Origin of the sequence: Streptomyces sp. NPDC020299 (assembly GCF_044387825.1) — a bacterium.
In the GTDB taxonomy this organism is placed as follows: domain Bacteria; phylum Actinomycetota; class Actinomycetes; order Streptomycetales; family Streptomycetaceae; genus Streptomyces.
Genome location: NZ_JBIRWL010000007.1, coordinates 130,798 through 148,048, shown reverse-complemented (window position 1 = coordinate 148,048; position 17,251 = coordinate 130,798). Strand labels below are relative to the sequence as shown.

The 17,251-nt window shown below is 70.9% G+C and carries 12 protein-coding genes and 1 pseudogene; 7 read left to right on the top strand and 6 right to left on the bottom strand.

Annotation, left to right across the window (positions count from 1 at the left end; translation table 11 throughout):
• Positions 1-240: 240 nt before the first annotated feature.
• A complete protein-coding gene (locus ACH45E_RS19645; protein ID WP_361443032.1) occupies positions 241-996 on the bottom strand; it encodes a GPP34 family phosphoprotein in 756 nt (251 codons plus the stop codon).
• A gap of 238 nt (positions 997-1,234) precedes the next feature.
• Between ACH45E_RS19645 and ACH45E_RS19640 the strand changes: the two genes are divergently transcribed.
• On the top strand, positions 1,235-3,727 hold the full coding sequence (locus ACH45E_RS19640; RefSeq protein ID WP_361443029.1) for a D-alanyl-D-alanine carboxypeptidase: 2,493 nt from the start codon (positions 1,235-1,237) through the stop codon (positions 3,725-3,727).
• A 214-nt stretch (positions 3,728-3,941) separates the two neighbouring features.
• The gene (locus ACH45E_RS19635) at positions 3,942-5,885 is read left to right on the top strand and encodes an MFS transporter (RefSeq protein ID WP_361443026.1); all 1,944 of its coding nucleotides are present in this window, start codon (positions 3,942-3,944) and stop codon (positions 5,883-5,885) included.
• A 46-nt stretch (positions 5,886-5,931) separates the two neighbouring features.
• On the opposite strand, the gene ACH45E_RS19630 is transcribed toward ACH45E_RS19635, so the two are convergent.
• Positions 5,932-6,771 carry a hypothetical protein gene (locus ACH45E_RS19630; RefSeq protein ID WP_361443023.1) on the bottom strand — a complete coding sequence of 280 codons (840 nt, stop codon included), beginning with the start codon at positions 6,769-6,771 and terminating at the stop codon, positions 5,932-5,934.
• A 90-nt stretch (positions 6,772-6,861) separates the two neighbouring features.
• Here ACH45E_RS19630 and ACH45E_RS19625 point away from each other — a divergent pair, with 90 nt between their 5' ends.
• Together ACH45E_RS19625 and ACH45E_RS19620 are read left to right on the top strand one after the other, a co-directional pair.
• Positions 6,862-7,650 carry an SDR family oxidoreductase gene (locus ACH45E_RS19625; protein ID WP_361443020.1) on the top strand — a complete coding sequence of 263 codons (789 nt, stop codon included), beginning with the start codon at positions 6,862-6,864 and terminating at the stop codon, positions 7,648-7,650.
• 245 nt (positions 7,651-7,895) lie between these two features.
• Positions 7,896-9,467, top strand: coding sequence for a sodium:solute symporter family protein (locus ACH45E_RS19620; RefSeq protein WP_361443017.1), 1,572 nt, complete (start codon positions 7,896-7,898; stop codon positions 9,465-9,467).
• An 8-nt stretch (positions 9,468-9,475) separates the two neighbouring features.
• On the opposite strand, the gene ACH45E_RS19615 is transcribed toward ACH45E_RS19620, so the two are convergent.
• The 3 genes from ACH45E_RS19615 to ACH45E_RS19605 form a co-directional block, all read right to left on the bottom strand.
• The gene (locus tag ACH45E_RS19615; protein ID WP_361443015.1) at positions 9,476-10,594 is read right to left on the bottom strand and encodes an ADP-ribosylglycohydrolase family protein; all 1,119 of its coding nucleotides are present in this window, start codon (positions 10,592-10,594) and stop codon (positions 9,476-9,478) included.
• Positions 10,595-10,829: 235 nt separating this feature from the next.
• On the bottom strand, positions 10,830-11,201 hold the full coding sequence (locus tag ACH45E_RS19610) for a DUF6247 family protein (protein ID WP_361443012.1): 372 nt from the start codon (positions 11,199-11,201) through the stop codon (positions 10,830-10,832).
• Between the two features lie 101 nt (positions 11,202-11,302).
• The gene (locus ACH45E_RS19605) at positions 11,303-12,109 is read right to left on the bottom strand and encodes a helix-turn-helix domain-containing protein (RefSeq protein WP_361443009.1); all 807 of its coding nucleotides are present in this window, start codon (positions 12,107-12,109) and stop codon (positions 11,303-11,305) included.
• Positions 12,110-12,439: 330 nt separating this feature from the next.
• Here ACH45E_RS19605 and ACH45E_RS19600 point away from each other — a divergent pair.
• Positions 12,440-13,193 (top strand): annotated as a pseudogene (locus ACH45E_RS19600) (Scr1 family TA system antitoxin-like transcriptional regulator).
• Positions 13,190-13,378: a DUF397 domain-containing protein gene (locus ACH45E_RS19595; protein WP_361443006.1), complete on the top strand. Its 189-nt coding sequence runs from the start codon at positions 13,190-13,192 to the stop codon at positions 13,376-13,378. The pseudogene ACH45E_RS19600 and the gene ACH45E_RS19595 overlap by 4 nt, the downstream one beginning before the upstream one ends.
• Here ACH45E_RS19595 and ACH45E_RS19590 read toward each other — a convergent pair.
• Positions 13,366-16,602, bottom strand: a complete 3,237-nt coding sequence (locus ACH45E_RS19590; protein WP_361443003.1) for a tetratricopeptide repeat protein — start codon at positions 16,600-16,602, stop codon at positions 13,366-13,368. The two genes, ACH45E_RS19595 and ACH45E_RS19590, sit on opposite strands and share 13 nt — an antisense overlap.
• A gap of 146 nt (positions 16,603-16,748) precedes the next feature.
• Between ACH45E_RS19590 and ACH45E_RS19585 the strand changes: the two genes are divergently transcribed.
• On the top strand, positions 16,749-17,243 hold the full coding sequence (locus ACH45E_RS19585) for a DUF2165 domain-containing protein (RefSeq protein WP_361443000.1): 495 nt from the start codon (positions 16,749-16,751) through the stop codon (positions 17,241-17,243).
• The last annotated feature ends 8 nt before the right edge of the window (positions 17,244-17,251 follow it).

Here is a 17,251-nt window from a genome sequence, read left to right as displayed (position 1 = left end):
GAGCTTCCTACCGCTGGGAAACGGTGGATATGCGGCGCGTACGCGTCAGTTCGGGCGCAAGAACGCCAAGGAAGCCGAGAACCCAAGGGAAAAAAGGGAAAAGCGGTCGAGCGGGGCGGTGGGACCTCAGGGTCTCACCACCCCGCTCGACCAGCGGCTCCCGAACCGGGTCTGGGGACGGCTGTGCGGCGGTACGACGGTGCGGCGGTGCTGTGTGCGTGGGTGCCGTGGTACTGCGGCTCAGTGGGCCACGACGCGCGCCATGGACCCGTGGCGCGGTTGCATCGGAACACCCCGCGCGGGTTCCGGTGCGGGCCTGGCTCCTGGTCCGGCCTGACGGCCGGGCGGGGCCGGGCTGCGGCGCGGCTGGGCCGCCGCACCGTTCTGGACGTCCATCACGGCGTGCGCGACGAGACCGCCCATGGGGTCATGCCTGATCAGATCCCTGAGCCGGGACCGTGAGGAGCGTCCCTCATTGCCCGGATACAGGTGCTTGCCGAGGCCGACCGCGTGCGCCAGGGCGGCGAGCGCCGCGGTCCGCGGGTCCGGCGGTACGCCGGTGCGGATCGCGGAATCCAGCCGGGCACGGATCTCCCGGCTGATGGCGGTGTCCGTCGCCTGGTAGCGAGTCGTCGGCAGCACCCCGCACATCTGGCCCGCCACGGCATGCACCATGCCGCACCGCTCCAGATGCGAGAGGTAGACCTGGCGGAGCCCGAGACGCGGCCCGCCGATCCAGTGGACGGCCCGTACCGGAGCGCCACGCCTTCGCAGCAACTCCAACGCGCAGTCCAGTGTTGGATCTCCTGTCGGCCGTGGTGCCACCACGGCGATACGATCCCCGTCTGGGGCTATCCGTCCGGCCAGCGCCAGCTCTACTAGCTGCGCTCCGGCCAGACCTAGGTCGAGCGACTGCGGCTGTGCAGTGGTACCCGTGGCCGGGTCCAGTGCCAGCAGCAGAAGCTCCTCCGGAAGTGTTCTGCGGCTCCTGCCCATCCATGCCTCCCCGCGTGGATGAATGACAGGGTGACCCCTCTCACATTGGTCTGTCGAGAGTGCGTGACCTGTTTGTAAGGGAACCGGTAGGTATGTCGTTCTCGTCTACCACAGGGGACAAGCCCGCACACAGGACACTGGTACATGGTTCGGACAGTGGCGGGGAGGCGTTGTCCGGGTGGGTGTTCGGCCGTCGGACGGGCGGTCGACTGGGTAGGCGTACGGTGACATGCGTCACATGGAGGAGGCATCGGTGGCGGGCGAGTCCCCCGACAGGTCGAAGCAGCGCGAGTCGTCGGTTGAACCGACGTCGGGGAAGGCGGGTCCGGTTCCCGAGGCCCGCGATCCGCGATCCGCGGTGTCCCGCGACTCCGACGAGCGCGGCGGCGTCGACACGGCGACCAGGGTCCTGTCGACCCGCGACCTGAAGTCCGACGACGAGCCCCCCGCCCAGCAGGAAGACGCCCGCCTCCGCGAGGCCGTGGCGGCCTGGGTACGGTCCGGGGACTCGGCCGAGGGGGAGGAGCCGGCGAAGGGTTCTCCGCCCGATGCCTCCGCTGCGGAAGCCGCTGGGCCGGATGACGCCGAGGCGCGGGCCACCGAGGGCGAGAAGGCCGAGGACGACGACGCCGAGGGCGCCGAGCGGACGGCCGACGACAGCGAGGCCGCGCAGGACGACGCGGGCGAGGACGACGAGGCTGCCGCGCAGGCCGGCTCGGACGCCGAGACCGACATGCCCGACGAACACGAGGACGCTGCCGCGGACTCGGACTCGGACGCGGACGCGGACAAGCCGGCGAACACCGACGAGAGCGACAGCGCCTCCTCGGACGAGGACGCCGCCGCGAACGCGGACGAGGGCGCGGACGCTGCCGCAGACGCGGACGAGGACGAGGACGAGGACGAGGAAGCCGCCGCGGACGCGGACGAGCCCACTGACACCGAGCCGGAAGCGGACGTCGCCGGTGAGGCCGACGCTGCCGCCGAACCCGCGCCCGCCGACGGCGATTCCGCCCCGCAGGGGCCACCCGCACCCGACGACGAGAGCCGCACGGGTGGTGCGGGTGGGAACACAAAGGCCGAAGGCGAAGCCGAGGCCACTGACACAGAGCCGGACGCGGACACCGACGCCACCGATGAGGCCGACGGCGAAGGCGAAGCCGAGGCCAAGCCCGTCGATCAGCCCACCGCCGTCTTCAAGGCCCCGCGGCAGGTCGACCAGCCGACCACCATGCTCAAGCTCGGCGGCAAGCCGAAGGCCGAGTCGGACCCCGAGCGCACCAGCAAGTTCGTCGCGCTCAAGCCCCTCGACGACCCGTCCACCCGCAAGCCGGAGCCCAAGCCGGCCGCCCCCAAGCCCGCGCCCACCGCCAAGCCCGCAGCCGCGCCCCCCGCGGACGCCACCACCCCCGTCCCCCAGATCGGCCCCGAGCGCACCACCCAGCAGCCGCTTCCCCCGAAGCCCCCGCTGGACCTGCTCGCCGAGCTGACGAACACGCCTCCGCCCCCGGAGACCCCGGTCCGCACGATCGTGCGCCGGGTCAAGATCTGGACCCCGCTGGCCCTGCTGCTGGCGGTCGTCTTTGCGGTCGTACAGGCCATGCGTCCCCTGCCGGCCCCCACCCTCGCGCTGACCGCCGAGGAGACCTACACGTTCGACGGCAGGACCAGCCTCCCCTGGCCCGGCGAGGGCCAGGGCTGGATGGACGTGAACGGCATCGGCACGATGGGCAACTTCGGCAAGCAGACCCCCGTCGCCATCGGCTCCGTCGCCAAGACGATGACCACGTACATCATCCTCAAGGAACACCCGCTGAAGCCGGGCGCCGAGGGCCCGTCCATCACCGTCGACGCCACCGCCGAGAAGGAGGGCGGCTACAACAAGGCCGGCGAGTCCACCCTCGACACGGTGAAGGAGGGCGACAAGCTCACCGAGAAGCAGGCGATCTCGGCCGTGATGATTCCGTCCGCGAACAACATCGCGCGCCTGCTGGCCCGTTGGGACGCGGGCTCCGAGGCGGCGTTCGTCAAGAAGATGAACGCCACCGCCAAGAAGCTCGGCATGACGCACACCACGTACACCGACCCCTCGGGTCTGAAGGAGACCACGGTCTCCACCGCCGAGGACCAGGTGAAGCTCGGCAACGAGGTCGTGAAGAACCCGGTGCTGACGGCCATCACCAGCGCGGCCAGCTGGGACGACCCCACCCACAAGAACTGGTCGAACCCCAACACGCTCCCCTACGTCATGGGCGCGATCGGCATCAAGACCGGCAGCACCACCGCGGCCGGCGGCAACCTGCTCTTCGCCGCGCGCAGGGAGGTCGGCGGTGAGACGGTCACCGTCGTCGGCGCGATCCTCGGCCAGCACAAGCCGGACATCCTCGCCACGGTCAACGCGGTCAGCAAGACCGCGCTGACCGCCGCGAAGGGCGCGCTGACCTCGGCGAAGATCCTGAAGAAGGGTGACGTCGTGGGCTATGTCGACGACGGTCTCGGCGGCCGGACCCCGGTCGTCGTCACCAAGGACGTCACCGCGGTCGGCTGGGCCGGCCTGAAGGCGAAGCTGTCCTTCGCCCCCGACAAGGTGCCGCACACCGCGAAGGCCGGCACCCAGGTGGGCACGCTCACCGTGGGCGACGGCAAGAGCGGCGCGGTGAAGGTGCCGGTGGCCCTGAAGAAGGACCTCACCGAGCCGGGCCTCGGCAGCAAGCTGACCCGCATCCGCTGACCAGAGGCACCCGACGCGCCCGCGGCACACGCGGCGTCCGGTTCGCCGTCCTCGCACCCCGCCGACCAAGCCCCTCGGCGGGGTGCGTGCTAGCGTCACGAAACGGGGCAGGTGGTCGGCCGAGGGGAAACGGCCGCCATCCGGACAGGAAGCGGCCGGTAACACCGAGCGAAGCGGCCGAGAACAGAAGACGGGACACGGGGAGTGCCTTCAGGTGGCCACTGCGGAGCCGACACGCGCCGACGACACCGATACGGGCCCGGGGACCGGCCCGCGAATACGCCCGTCCGAGGCTGACCCGTCCGCGGACGGCCCGGCCACGGACGGACGGGCCACGGACGGACGAGCCATGGACAGCACGGCCACGGACACCTCAGCCGCGGACACCACAGTCGCGGACGGCCCGGTCGGCCGCCGGGCGCGGCTGCTGGCCGCCGCCGAACCCCTCCGGCAGCGGCTCCTCCTGCACCCCGCCCTGTCCATGACCGCGCTCTCCGGTGTGCTGCACGTCATCTGGTTCTTCACGTTCGCCAACAGTGGCGGCGACCTCGCGGCGCAGGACGCGTGGGCCGAGTTCGTCGGCCGGCACCCGGACTCGGCGTACAACCTGGCCTGGTACGGCGGTATGCACCCGGTGTCGTACAGCGTGGTGTCGCCGTATCTGATGTCGGTGCTCGGTGTCCGTACGACACTGATGATCGCGGGGACGCTGTCGGCGGGCCTGCTGACGGTGGTCCTCATCCGCAGCCGGGCGGTGAAGAACCCGCTGTGGGCCGCGCTGGCCGGGGTGTTCGCGCTGATCTGCAACGCGATCTCGGGCCGGGTGACCTTCGCCCTGGGCACCGTGTTCGCGCTGGGCGCGGTCGCGGCCGTGTTCTGCTGGCCGTACCGCTGGCGGTACAAACGCTGGGCGAAGGCCCTGGCCGCGGGGCCGCTCGCCGCACTCGCCACCATGTCGTCGCCGGTAGCGGGCCTGTTCGTGGGCCTGATCGCGGCGGCGCTGTTCCTGCAGAAGCGGCGGCCGGGCGCCTGGGCGCTGGGGCTGGCGCCGACGGCCGTGGTCGCCGTGTCGACGTGGCTGTTCCCCTTCTCCGGCACGCAGCCGATGACGATCGGCTCGGTGGTCATGCCGCTGCTGTACGGGCTGCTCTGCCTGTTCCTCGTCCCCAAGGAGTGGAAGACCGTACGGCTGACCGCCGCCGTCTTCAGCCTCGCGGTGGTGCTGGTCTGGCTGTTCAGCTCGCAGATCGGGTCGAACATCTCGCGGTTGCCGATGCTGTTCGCGGGTGTGACACTGATCGCGGCGCTGCCGTTCACGGTGCCGCGCTCGCGCAAGTGGTACACGACGGTGCTGGCGTTCCTCGGCTTCGTCGGCTGGATAGGCTTCAAGTCGGTCGACGACATCATCCACACCACCCCGGACGCGTCGTGGGCGCGCGAGCTCGCCCCGCTCGTCAACGAACTCCAGCAGGTCGGCGCCGAGAAGGGCCGCGTCGAGGTGGTCCCGGCCCGCTCGCACCGCGAGGCCTCCGCGCTCGCCCCGTACGTCAACCTGGCCCGGGGCTGGCTCCGCCAGGCCGACATGGAGCGCAACCCGCTCTTCTACGACGACACCCTCGACGCGGCGAACTACCACGCGTGGCTCCAGCGCTGGGCCGTCCACTTCGTCGTCCTGCCCAAGGGCGAGCCGGACGGCGACGGCGGCAAGCGGGAGCGGGCCCTCGTGCGGCGCGGGATGCCGTACCTGACGCAGATCTGGGGCGACGCCAACTGGCAGCTGTTCCGGGTGACCGACCCGGCCCCGCTCGCCGAGCCCAACGCGGTCGTCGACCGGGCGGAGCAGGGCGAGATGACCATCGAGGTCCGCGAGGCCGGCCGCATCCTCATCCGCATCCCCTACTCGCCGTGGCTCAGCATCGTCGACGCCGAGGGCAAGAAGATGAAGCCGCCCCAGGAGACCCAGGCCTCCAAGCACCGGACCGAGGGCACGCCGAAGACGTACGACAACGTCAACGGCTGTCTGATGGAGACGCCGGAGGACGCCAAGGGCGACAAGTGGACGATGCTGCTCGCGCCGAAGGCGGGGACGTACCGGCTGGCCGCGCCCTATGAGCTGCCCAGGGGTACGCCGTGCCCGGACGAGCTGCAGGAGCGGTGAGCCGCCCCGGTCCCCGCCCGAGGCCGGGGCGCCGGGCCGCTGACGCTCAGCGGAGCTTGTCGACGTACCGGTCCGTCCCCGGGACCGTCGGGACGAACGGCGCCACCAGCTCCACCCGCCCCAGCCCCGACTCGGCCACCTGCTCGTCGAGCCCCGCGAAGTACCGCTCCCAGCACTCCCGGGGGTCCGCCTCCAGGAACCACAGCAGGGTCAGCCGGGTGTCGACGCCCTCGACCTGCTTGACGTAGGTCATGCGGTCGCCGGGGAGCGGCGTGGGCCGGAAGACGGTCACCAGCGCCGCCGGGGAACCCGCGACGCGCTTGGGCAGGTGCCGGGCCCGCAGCCACTCCAGCAGTTCGGCGCGCTGCCCGGCGCTGTCGGCGTCGACGACCTCGAGGACCAGGCCCGCGTACGGGTGGTCGAGGGCGTGGAAGTCGCGGGGCCCGGCCGCGCCGTCCCGGTACACCGTGGCCTCGTGGTCCTGGAAGGCCGTGAAGACGTGGGTGCGGTCCTGGTAGACGCGGGCGTCGCGGTTGAGGCGCCGGTTGATGGCGACGGTCCACTTCATGTGGTCGTCGTAGCGGCCGTCGGTGACCCAGTAGGTGGAGAGGTAGCAGCCCGCGGTGACGGGCTGGGCCACCGCCGACTTCTCCGGGTAGCGCAGGAGCTGGAGGTCCCGGGTGGCGACCCAGCGGCGGCCCGCGTACATCCAGGGCATGGCCATCGCGCCGGCGTAGTAGTGGTCGTCCTCGTACCAGCGGTTGTACGCGTACTCGTGGCCCGGGTGCGGTTCGACCATGGTGATCAGGGCGTGGCCGGGGCGCACCCCGTACGGGCCCACGGCGGCCAGTTCGGCGTACGTCTCGCTGCGGGTCTCCTCGCTCATGCCGTTCCCCTTCCTTCCTCTTCCTTCCTCCGCCGGACGCCCATACTCTGACGCCCCGTCAGATGATTCGCCATCCCCCGGGAGGCCCGGATGTCACTGCTCGAGGGCAAGACGGTCGTCGTGTCGGGCGTCGGGGCCGGGCTCGGCCACCAGGTCGCCGCCGCCGTCGTACGGGACGGGGGGAACGCGGTGCTCGGCGCCCGCACCGAGGCGAACCTCGCCAAGAGCGCGGCCGAGATCGACCCGGAGGGGTCCCGGACCGCGTACCGGGCGACCGACATCACCGACGAGGGGCAGTGCGAGGCGCTGGCCGCCCTGGCGCGGGAGCGGTTCGGCGCTCTGGACGCGGTGGTGCACGTGGCCGCCTGGGACTCCTGCTTCGGCGGGCTCGAGGACGCCGACTTCACGACCTGGCAGTCGGTCATCGACGTGAACCTGCTGGGCACGCTGCGGATGACCCGGGCCTGTCTGCCCGCCCTGAAGGAGGGCGGCGGCGGCTCGGTGGTGATCATCGGCACACAGTCGGCGGTGGCCGCGCCCACCCAGGTGAAGCAGGCGGCGTACGCGGCTTCCAAGGGCGCCCTGACCAGCGCGATGTACTCCCTGGCCCGCGAACTGGGCCCGTACCGGATCCGGGTCAACACCGTGCTGCCGGGCTGGATGTGGGGGCCGCCGGTGCAGGCGTACGTCCAGTTCACGGCCCACACGGAGGGCGTCCCCGAGGCCGACGTACTGGGCCGGCTCACCGGCCGGATGGCACTGCCCGACCTGGCGACGGACGGGGACGTGGCCGACGCGGCGGCCTTCCTGGCCTCGGACCGGGCGCGAGCGATCACCGGCCAGTCGCTGCTGGTCAACGCCGGGGAGCTGATGCGCTGACCGCCCGCTACCCACCACCCACTACGACCCGCTGTTTTCAGCCACTTGAGATGTTCACGTAGATGAACTCAGGTCAGTGAGTAGAACATTTTTGCTTGCTCTTGACCTTACGCTCGCTTGTCGTGCCCGCGTAACCCCACCCACGATGAGCGGGCACTTCGCGACCTTCCCCGTCCACGCTCCGCTTATGCGAAGTGCCAGCCAGCTGAGCGGAGTTCACAAGGCGGACCCTGGGAGGGGAGCGCATGAACAGTCTCGACTGGGTCGTGCTCATCGGCTACTTCGGCGTGATGATCGCGATCGGCGTCTGGTCGCACAAACGCGTGGACGACGTCAGCGACTTCTTCACGGCGGGCGGCAAGATGCCGTGGTGGCTGTCCGGCATCTCGCACCACATGTCGGGCTACAGCGCGGTGATGTTCACCGGATACGCGGGTATCGCGTACACCTACGGCGTGACGTCCTTCGTGACGTGGTCCTTCCCGATCGCGCTGGGCGTCGCCATCGGCTCGAAGCTGTTCGCGCCGCGGATCAACCGCCTGCGGTCGCGGCTTCATGTGGCCTCTCCGCTGGAGTACCTGAAGAACCGGTACGACCTGAAGACCCAGCAGGCCCTCGCCTGGTCCGGCATGCTGCTGAAGATCGTGGACGTCGGCGCGAAGTGGGCGGCGATCGCGACGCTGCTGTCCGTCTTCACCGGCGTCACCCTGAACCAGGGCATCCTCATCACGGGCGCGATCACGGCCGTCTACTGCACGATCGGCGGCCTGTGGGCGGACGCCCTCACCGAACTCGGCCAGTTCGTCATCCAGTTGCTGGCCGGCATCTCCATGTTCGTCGCGGTCGTACTGAAGCTGAACGACAAGGGCATCGGCCTCTTCGACGCCTTCGACCAGCCGGCCCTGCACGGCCACGGCAAGCCTCTGGTCGGCCCGTACGGAACCGTCTTCCTGCTCGCCTTCCTCTTCATCAAGCTGTTCGAGTACAACGGCGGCATGCTCAACCAGGCCCAGCGCTACATGGCGACGGGCAGCGCGCGGGAGGCCGAGCGGTCGGCGCGACTGTCGGCGGTGCTCTGGCTGGTCTGGCCGGTCGTCCTCTTCTTCCCGATGTGGGTGTCACCGCTCCTCGTCCACGCCAAGAAACCGGACGGCTCGGACTCCTACGGCCTGATGACCGAACAGCTGCTGCCGCACGGCCTGCTGGGCCTGGTCATCGTCGGCTTCTTCTCCCACACCATGGCCATGTGCTCCTCCGACGCGAACGCCATCGCGGCCGTCTTCACCCGGGACGCGGCGCCGGTGTTCTCCCAGCGGGCCCGTCAGTGGGGCCAGCGCTCCGGGCTGATCGCGGCCCGGGTGACCACAGTGGTCTTCCTCGGCCTGTCGATGGCGGTGGCGACCCAGGTCAACTCCCCCGCCTTCAAGGACATCATCACGGTGGTCATCAAGTGGGTCGCCGGCCTGATGGGTCCGATCGCCATCCCCATGATGCTGGGGCTGCTGCGCCCCTTCCGCCGCTCCGGCCCGACAGCGGCGCTCACCAGCTGGTCGATGGGCCTGCTGGCCTTCTGGCTGGTCAACTACCCGATCAACTGGAACGTCGACGGCGGCGTCCCGCTCCAGTACCAGGTCTCGGTCCCGCTGGCCGTCTCCCTGGTCCTCTACATCGTCATCGGCTACATCAAGCCGGAGGACACCCCGGAACGCCTCGCCGTCATCGAGCGGATCAACACGGACGACGACGGCGCGATGGCAGCGGTCCCGGCACCCGCCGGCGCGGGCGACGACATGGTCGGCGCCCCGGTCAAGGACTGACCCCGCGGCTACCCGCCCCTGGGGTAGCGGGCCAGCCAGGCCGGCGCGGACCCCGCCGGCCCGTGCAGCGCGGGCCCCTGGGTCATCTCCATCGCGAAGTCGTCGGCCAGCTCCAGGATCGTCGGACGGCCCTCCAGCTCGGCCAGCCAGGCCGGCGGGAGGGCCGTCTCGCCGTGCAGGGCCCCGAGCAGCCCACCGGTCAGCGCACCGGCGGCACCGGAGGGCCCACCCTGGTTCACGGCCAGGCACAGCCCGTGCCGTACGTCCTCCCCCACCAGCGCGCAGTACACCGCACCGGCCAGCATCCCGTCCGCCGCGCCGTCCCCCACCAGCTCCTCCACCCGGGCCGGCGACGGCATCCCCTGCCGTACGGCCCCCAGCGCGTGCTGAAGGGCGTCCGACACGGGCTGATGCCCCGACCGGGCGGCGAGCAGGGCCAGCGCCCGCTGCACGGCACCGTCCAGGCTCTCGCCGCGGGCCAGCGCGTGCACGATCACCGCGTACGCGCCGGCCGAGAGACAGGCCGTGGGGTGCCCGTGCGTCTGGGCCGCGCACTCCACGGCCAGCTGCACCACCAGCTGCGGCTCCCAGCCGACGAGCAGCCCGAACGGCGCGGAACGGGCCACGGCCTCCGGCCCCAGCTCCCCCGCGTTCTTGGGCGACTCCAGCGTGCCCATGGTCTCGTCGCCGAGCCCCAGCAGCAGCGCCCGCGTCGGGTCCCGCCGCGCGTACAGCCACTCCTCCCGCGCCAGCCACCCGTCGTCCTTGCGCCGCTCGTCGGGACCCCAGTCCCGCTGCGTGGCCGCCCATCTCAGATACGCCCGGTGCAGATCGGTCGGCGGATGCCAGGCCCCGGTGTCCCGCCGCACCTGGGCCCGTATCAGCCCGTCCACGGTGAAGAGGGTGAGCTGCGTGTGATGCGTGACGGCACCGCGCCGCCCGTACCCCACCGCCAGGTCGACCAGCCCCTCCACCCCGTACCCAGCCCGGATCTCCTCCACCCCGAGCTCGTCGACCGGCGCCCCCAGCGCATCCCCGACGGCGACCCCCAGCAGCGTCCCCCGCACCCGGCTACGGAAGTCCTGCTGCTCGGCACGCCCCCAGACGGCCCCGGATGCCGCATCCATCCTGACCTCCCACGTTGGCACCGTCCGCACGTACGACGTCCAGCACTGTAATCGAACGGGGACGGTCGGTAGAGGGGCCGGACAGGGGGCGGGGTGTGGGTCGGGTGAACGCGAGTGTGCGTCAGCCGTACCACGTGACATTGCAGACGTACACGCACTCATGGCGGGGCACGGCCAGGAAGCTGATGAAGCCACGCCCGCCGAGAAGGTCGAACTCGCGGAGGCCGCCTCCCGATCAGTGGGTCTGCCCACCCGCACGGAGTCGTGGCCAAGCGCGGCCAGCCGCCTCCCGGATCGCGTGAATCTCGGCGATGGCCGCAGCGGGATCCAGTTCGCCGGCGTCCACGATCCGCTCCAGCTCCCGCAGCCGGGCGGCCCGGGCGGGGTGGCGTTCGATGGCGACGGACACGGCCCAGGAGTGCACGAAGGCGCGCAGGGGCGCGAGACTCTGGGTCTGCTGAGCGTTGGTCGTGGCTTCGAACAGGTGCTGCGTGAGGGCCGGGAGCCGGCTGGGAGCGATCCGGGCCACCGCGTTCCGGAGCGCGTCCGGAGTCGGCTCGGGCATGGGGATCAGCGGTCCGTACGGGCCGTCACTCTGGGCACTCACGGTGGCCTCCGGTGCTGCTGGTTCGCTCCCCGTACGGTACCGGCGAAGGCCGCGGCACGCCGCCGGGGCAGCCCAAGCGATGGGACTCGTTTCCGGCATCGCTATGCCACCTTCCGTTCGGCCGTCCGGCAGTCGCGGCAGTGGCCCGGGGCGGGGGCGCGGAACGCGCGGTCGCAGCGGTCGCAGGTCTGGAAGGGGGCGGGCCGGGTCGGCTCTGGAGCGGGTTCGACAGCCGGGGGCAGGAGAGCGGTGAGGCGGTGGGCCAGGAAGCCCCCGGGATGGCGCACGCCTTCCGGCGGGAGCCCCGCACAGAGTGTTCGCTGCACGTCCTCCGGACCGACGCCGCGTTCCAGCCAGGCGACCACGGCGGGAACGAGACGGCGTACCTCGCGCTCGGCCAGGTGGAGGCGAGGGTCACGTAGGCGCAGACCCGCCAGTACCGCGCGTGCGGCGCGGTGGGCGGGCAGGTCAGATGCGGCCGGGGTCGGTTGTTCCGGCTCCTTGAGGTCTGGGGCGGGTTCGCGGCGCGGTGCAGGCGTCGCGTGAGCCGTGCGCGTCCGGGGCTTGTTGTAGGAGGTCGTGCGCGTGACGATCCGTCCCGACGGCAGCCGCTCCTTGGTGCGGGCCAGGTAGCCGTGCTCCTCCAGCTCCCGCAGCGCAGACGCGATCCGCGTCTCTCCCTCGGGGAACTTGGCCGCCAGGACCTTGATGCCGACGAGGGCGCCGGTGGGCAGCGACTGGATGTGGACGGCCAGCCCGATGGCCGTCAGTGACAGATCCGGATGCTGCGCCAGATGGTTTCCGACCACGGTGAACTCTTCGTCGTGGCGTTCGTCCACGTGGGTAACTCCGAGGCGGGAACGGACGGAACGGGTGCGCGCGTGCGCGCTAAGGTGCTGCTCAGTCATCGGGAAGGTGTCTCTTCCTAGGTGATCAGGCCCTCGTTCGGGATGGCAGTCCCGGCGGGGGCCGTTACGTGTGTGTCGAGGCTGACGCTGCCTCACCGACTCACCGACGCGCCAGGTGAACCGACCGCGATCACCCGACCGAGTGACCAGGGGTGCGGTGGGCGACGGGCTGGGTGGGGCGGGTTTGGTTCTTTCCCCGGTTCTTTGTCTTTGGCGTCGGGCCCGCCCGGGTCATCACTCCGCGCGATCCGGCGTAGTGGCGCATGAGGAGCTGAACAGCACTGACATCGGCACGGAGAGCGACCGTACGGTTACGTGGAGGCGAGCGGTATGGAGGACGAGGAGGCCACGGCCGTACTCAAGGCGGTCGGACGGCAGATCAAGGTCTGGCGCGAGGCGGCAGGTATGCGGCAGGCGGAGCTCGGGGCCGCCATCGGGTACAGCGAGGAAACGGTCTCGTCCGTGGAGCGCGGGCGGAAAGCTGGCCGCGATGAAGGAAGACGTGGAGAAGGCCCGTTACCCGAAGAAGGTGCGGGACCTGAAGAGGCTGGAGGACGAGGCGGTCGAGCTCGGCGCGTACGCCAGCCACAACATGCACGGCCTTCTCCAGACCCCGGAGTACGCCCGCGCGTTGTACGCGATGCGGCGGCCCGCGTACACGGAGGAGGAGATCGACGGCCATGTCGCCGCGCGCCTGGCCCGGCAGCGTGTCTTCGAGCGCGTGCCCTCACCGCTGCTCACCTTTGTCCAGGAAGAGGTGACGCTGCGGCGGCCAATCGGGGGCAGGATGGTGTTGCGGCAACAACTCGAACATCTGCTGGAGATCGCAGGGTTGAGGCACGTCGCGATTCAGGTGATGCCCACGGACCGCGAGGACCACGCGGGCATGGCGGGACCGATCCGGCTGCTGAAGCTCGGGGACGGCAAGACGCTCGGGCACTCCGAGGCCCAGCTGCACAGTCGAGTGATCAGCGATCCCCGGGACGTCCAGATCCTGGAGATGCGCTATGGCATGATCCGGGCGCAGGCTCTCCCGCCACGGGAGTCTCTGGCCTTCATCGAGAAAGTTCTGGGAGAGACATGAGCGACCTCGACTGGTTCAAGAGCAGCTACAGCAGCAATGACGGCCCTGATTGCGTCGAGGTCGCCATACCCGCGGCCGCCACCACCGTCCACGTCCGCGACTCCAAGAACAAGCACGGCGCCCAACTCGCCTTCACTGACGCCCCGTGGGCCGAGTTCGTGGCGTTCGCGGGTCATTCCGCGTAGCGGGCCTGAAGGGCATCACGGGCCTCTGTGATCGTTGCGAGGCGCTCGGTCAGGTACGACCGGTCGGCGCCCGGGCTGTGCAGAAGCTCGGTCAGGTAGAGGGCCGCATCCGCCAACTCGTCCCAGGTGGGGTTCGAGGCCAGGAAAGCGTGCAGGGCCCGTTCGCCCTCGTGCCGGTCGTCGAGGGCACAACTGGCGACGCACCACCGCAGCGCGCCCTCGTTCACTTCCGCGGCACCCGGCTCCACCAACCGCGCCAGCTCCCGCCACAGAGGTCTCGCCGCCTCCAGTCCGCGGGATCCGCCGACGGCAAGAGCCAGATGAAGGGTTCCGGTGACCGGGTCGGTCGCGCGCAGCCGCTCGGCGATGCTCCGGGCCGACGCCCACCGCCCGGCATGCCGGTGGGCCTTGGCGCGCAGTGCGTCCCAGCCGCCACCGGCCCTTGCCGACCGGTCGGCGAGGGCCAGACCGGCCGAAGCCTGGTCCCATCGGCCGCAGCGCATCAGCACCTCGATGAACTCGGTACGCGCCCACTCCGATCTTCGCTCCAGTGCGGCATACCGCCCCAGGTCGGCCAGGGCCCGACCGGTCTGTCCGGTCGCCAGGAAGACACGCGCCCGCCGACCGTGAGCCAGCCCATCGTCGGGGTTCACCTCCAGGGCGCGGTCCAGACAGAACAGCGCCTCCCGATCGGCCCCTCGGGCGTAGTACGCGGCGCCCAGGCCGGACCATGCCCCGCCGTGGTCCGTGTGCCGTTCCAGTACGCCCCGGAAGGCGGCTATCGCCTCCCCGTACAGGTGCTTTTCCAGACAAGCCTCACCCAGCTCGACGCCGATCCAATCGATGCCCGGGGCCGCCTCGGCCGCTCGGCGCAGGGCTTCCAGCATGCCCTGCTGGTCTCCCAGCCGCCGCTTGACCCGGGCCAGCCACCCCAGCGCCCAGGCATAGCGGGGCGCCGACTCGACAGCCCGGGCGAGGTCGGCGAGCGCCTCTTCACTCCGTCCCAGGTTGTAGTAGGACACGCCACGGCTCGCCAGGGCCGACGAGTAGTCGGGGGTGAGGGAGACAGCTCGGCCAAGCTCGGTGACAGCCTCCTCGTAACGGCCCGCGAGCCGGTAGGCGTCGCCCCGTTCGGACGCGACCCAGGCGGCATCCGGCAGCAGGCGCACCGCACGATCCAGGTCGGCGAACGCGTCGTCCCACTCTCCCCTGACCCGGCGCAGCCGCGACCTGCGCACGAGCGTCCATGTCTCGTCCTCGTCGAGACTCAGCGCGCGGTCGAAGTCGGCGAGTGCCTCGTCGTACCGGCCGAGTGCATGTCGGCACACGGCTCTGTAGGCGAGGGAAGCGGAGTCGGTCGGGTCGAGGGCGATGGCCCGGTCGCAGTCGGCGATGGCCTCCTCGAACCGCCCCGCACGCCAGTGGGTCTTGCCACGGCCCGCGAGGATGCGACTGGAGTCCGGGACCAGCTCGTTCGCACGGTCGAACGCGGCCACCGAAGCCGGGAAGTCGCCGAGCCGCTGGTGGGCGAGCCCACGGTTGTAATAGGCCGGGGCGAACTCCGGCTCCAGCTCGGTCGCCCGGTCGTATTCGGCCAAGGCCGCCTCGTGTCCGCCCGCGCGGGCCAGTTCCACTCCGCGCAGCGTGTGGGCCAGTGCCCGGCCAGTCCGGTCCAGTCCGGTGGTGTCGGCCAGGAGGAGGCCCAGCGCCTCGGTCACTCCGGACGTGTCGTTCGCGAGCGCCTCGTGCAGTCGCGTACCCCAGTCGAGCAGGACCGGCGCATCCGTGTCGCGGCCCGCCTCTGTCAGCATCTGGGCCCAGCGGCGGCCGGCGGCCAGGTCTGCCGCACAGACCCCGACCAGGTCGCGCAGCGCTCCTGCGAGCGCCCCGTCCGGTCGGGCACACAGCAGGTGATACGTCTCCTCCAGCCGCGCTTCACGCCACGGCTTGTGTGACCAGTGCGAGTACGGACGCAGTCCGACCGCCGCCTCCTGCCGCCCCCGCCCGAAGACACCCGCCAGCCGCTCGTGGTCCTCGGCCCAGCCCCGCCGGGAACGACCACGTTGGCGCCGGAGCATCATCCCGCGAACCAGGTCGTGGTACGTCAACCGGTTACCGCGATCCGTGACGAACGACAGCCCGCGCAGCCAGTCGAAGAGATTCTCGGCCTCATCCCGCGGGCAGTCCACGGTCTCCTGGAACACGTCCAGGTTCAGGCCCCGGGGCAGCGCGCAGGCCAGCGCCGCCTTCCGGTGCGCCGGATCCCGCTCCCACCGCAGGAAGCGTTCCACGACCGTCGAACAAGGATCATCGATGTCACCGACGTCGGCGTGGCGCTGCTCGGCCAGGGTGGACACGTACAGCGGCAGCCCGTCGCTCAGGCGCAGCACCTCCGCGACGACCGGCTCCGCCACCACGCCCCGGCCGGCGAGCAGCTCTCGTGTCTCCGCCTCCGTGAACGGCCGGAGCGGAAGGTCGGCCCGGGAGTTCGCGAAGCCGCCCCAGCGGGCGGCGTCCAAGGGCAGCTGTCCACACGTCACCACGACGACGTTCTCGGGCACCTCACCGTACCGGTGCGTCGTCATCACCTCGTGCAGCCAGCCGTCGAGAAGCGGGCCGGTCCGCTCGTACGTGTCGAGGAACAGGACGATCCACGGCACGGAGGAGGGCACGGCCGCGAGTTCGCGCAACAGCAGTGGGGTGAGTTCCCGCACCGGAGCCGTCACCAGCCGCACGTCGTCCTGGTTCCGCAAACGGGCGCTGACACCGGCCAGCAGCCGTCCGGCCTCCTGGGGGTCAACGGCCCCGGCGAGGGGGCTGACACCCGGGACCAGCTCCAGCGCCGCCAGCGCGGCACGGGCCGCCGTCATGGCCGCCGGGGACGGTCCTTCGGCCTCGGGTCCCGTCCCGGCCAGCGCCACCTCGGTTTCGTGACGCAGCTTCCGGTATGCCGCCAGACGCCGGTCGAGCTTCTTCAGCCGCCGGCGCTGAGCACCGAACTGGTCGCAGATCTCCTCCAGCAACTCCGGGACACTGCTGACGGTCTCGTTCACATAGGCCGTCAGCGCCCCACGTTGACGTGCTATCCCCTCGAACTCCCGCACCAGGGCCGATTTTCCGACGCCCGCAATGCCGTGCACATGGAACAGGAAGCGGTGCCGCGCGTCCGTGGGCGAGAGGTCGAAGTTGCCGCGGAACGCGGCCAGAGCGTCGCTGCGCCCCACGAAACCCGGCCGCTCGGGCCTCCCACTCGGCTCATGCGCTGACCACCCCACGCGATATGCCCCCTCGTCCAGCAGCCGCCCGAGCCCCGCCAATTGTGGCTCAATGTGTACGACCCGAACCAGACCGCGTGGGGAAGGTGACCGCCGTGATCACTACTCCAAGAGCCCCACGCCTCGCCGCCACCCTCCTGACCGGCACGGTCGCCCTCTACATCGCCCTCGTCGCCTTCGGCAACATCACCGACTTCGGCACCAACCAGCAGTTCGTCCGCCATGTACTCGCGATGGACACGACGTTCAAGGACGACGACCTGATGTGGCGCGCCATCACCTCGCACGCCTGGGAGGACGCGGCGTACGTGGCGATCATCGTCTGGGAGACACTCGCAGCACTGATACTGGTCGCCGCCACCTACCTGTGGGCCCGGCAACACCCGCGCGCCCGCCAGGCCTCCACCATCGGCCTGCTGATGCTCCTGCTGCTGTTCGGCGCCGGGTTCGTCGCGATAGGCGGGGAATGGTTCGCGATGTGGCAGTCGAAGACATGGAACGGCCTGGACGCGGCCACCCGGGTGATCGTGCTGACCGGGGTGGCGCTGCTGGTGACGTACCTGCCGGGGGCGGCCCAGGAGAACGATTGACCCCTTCA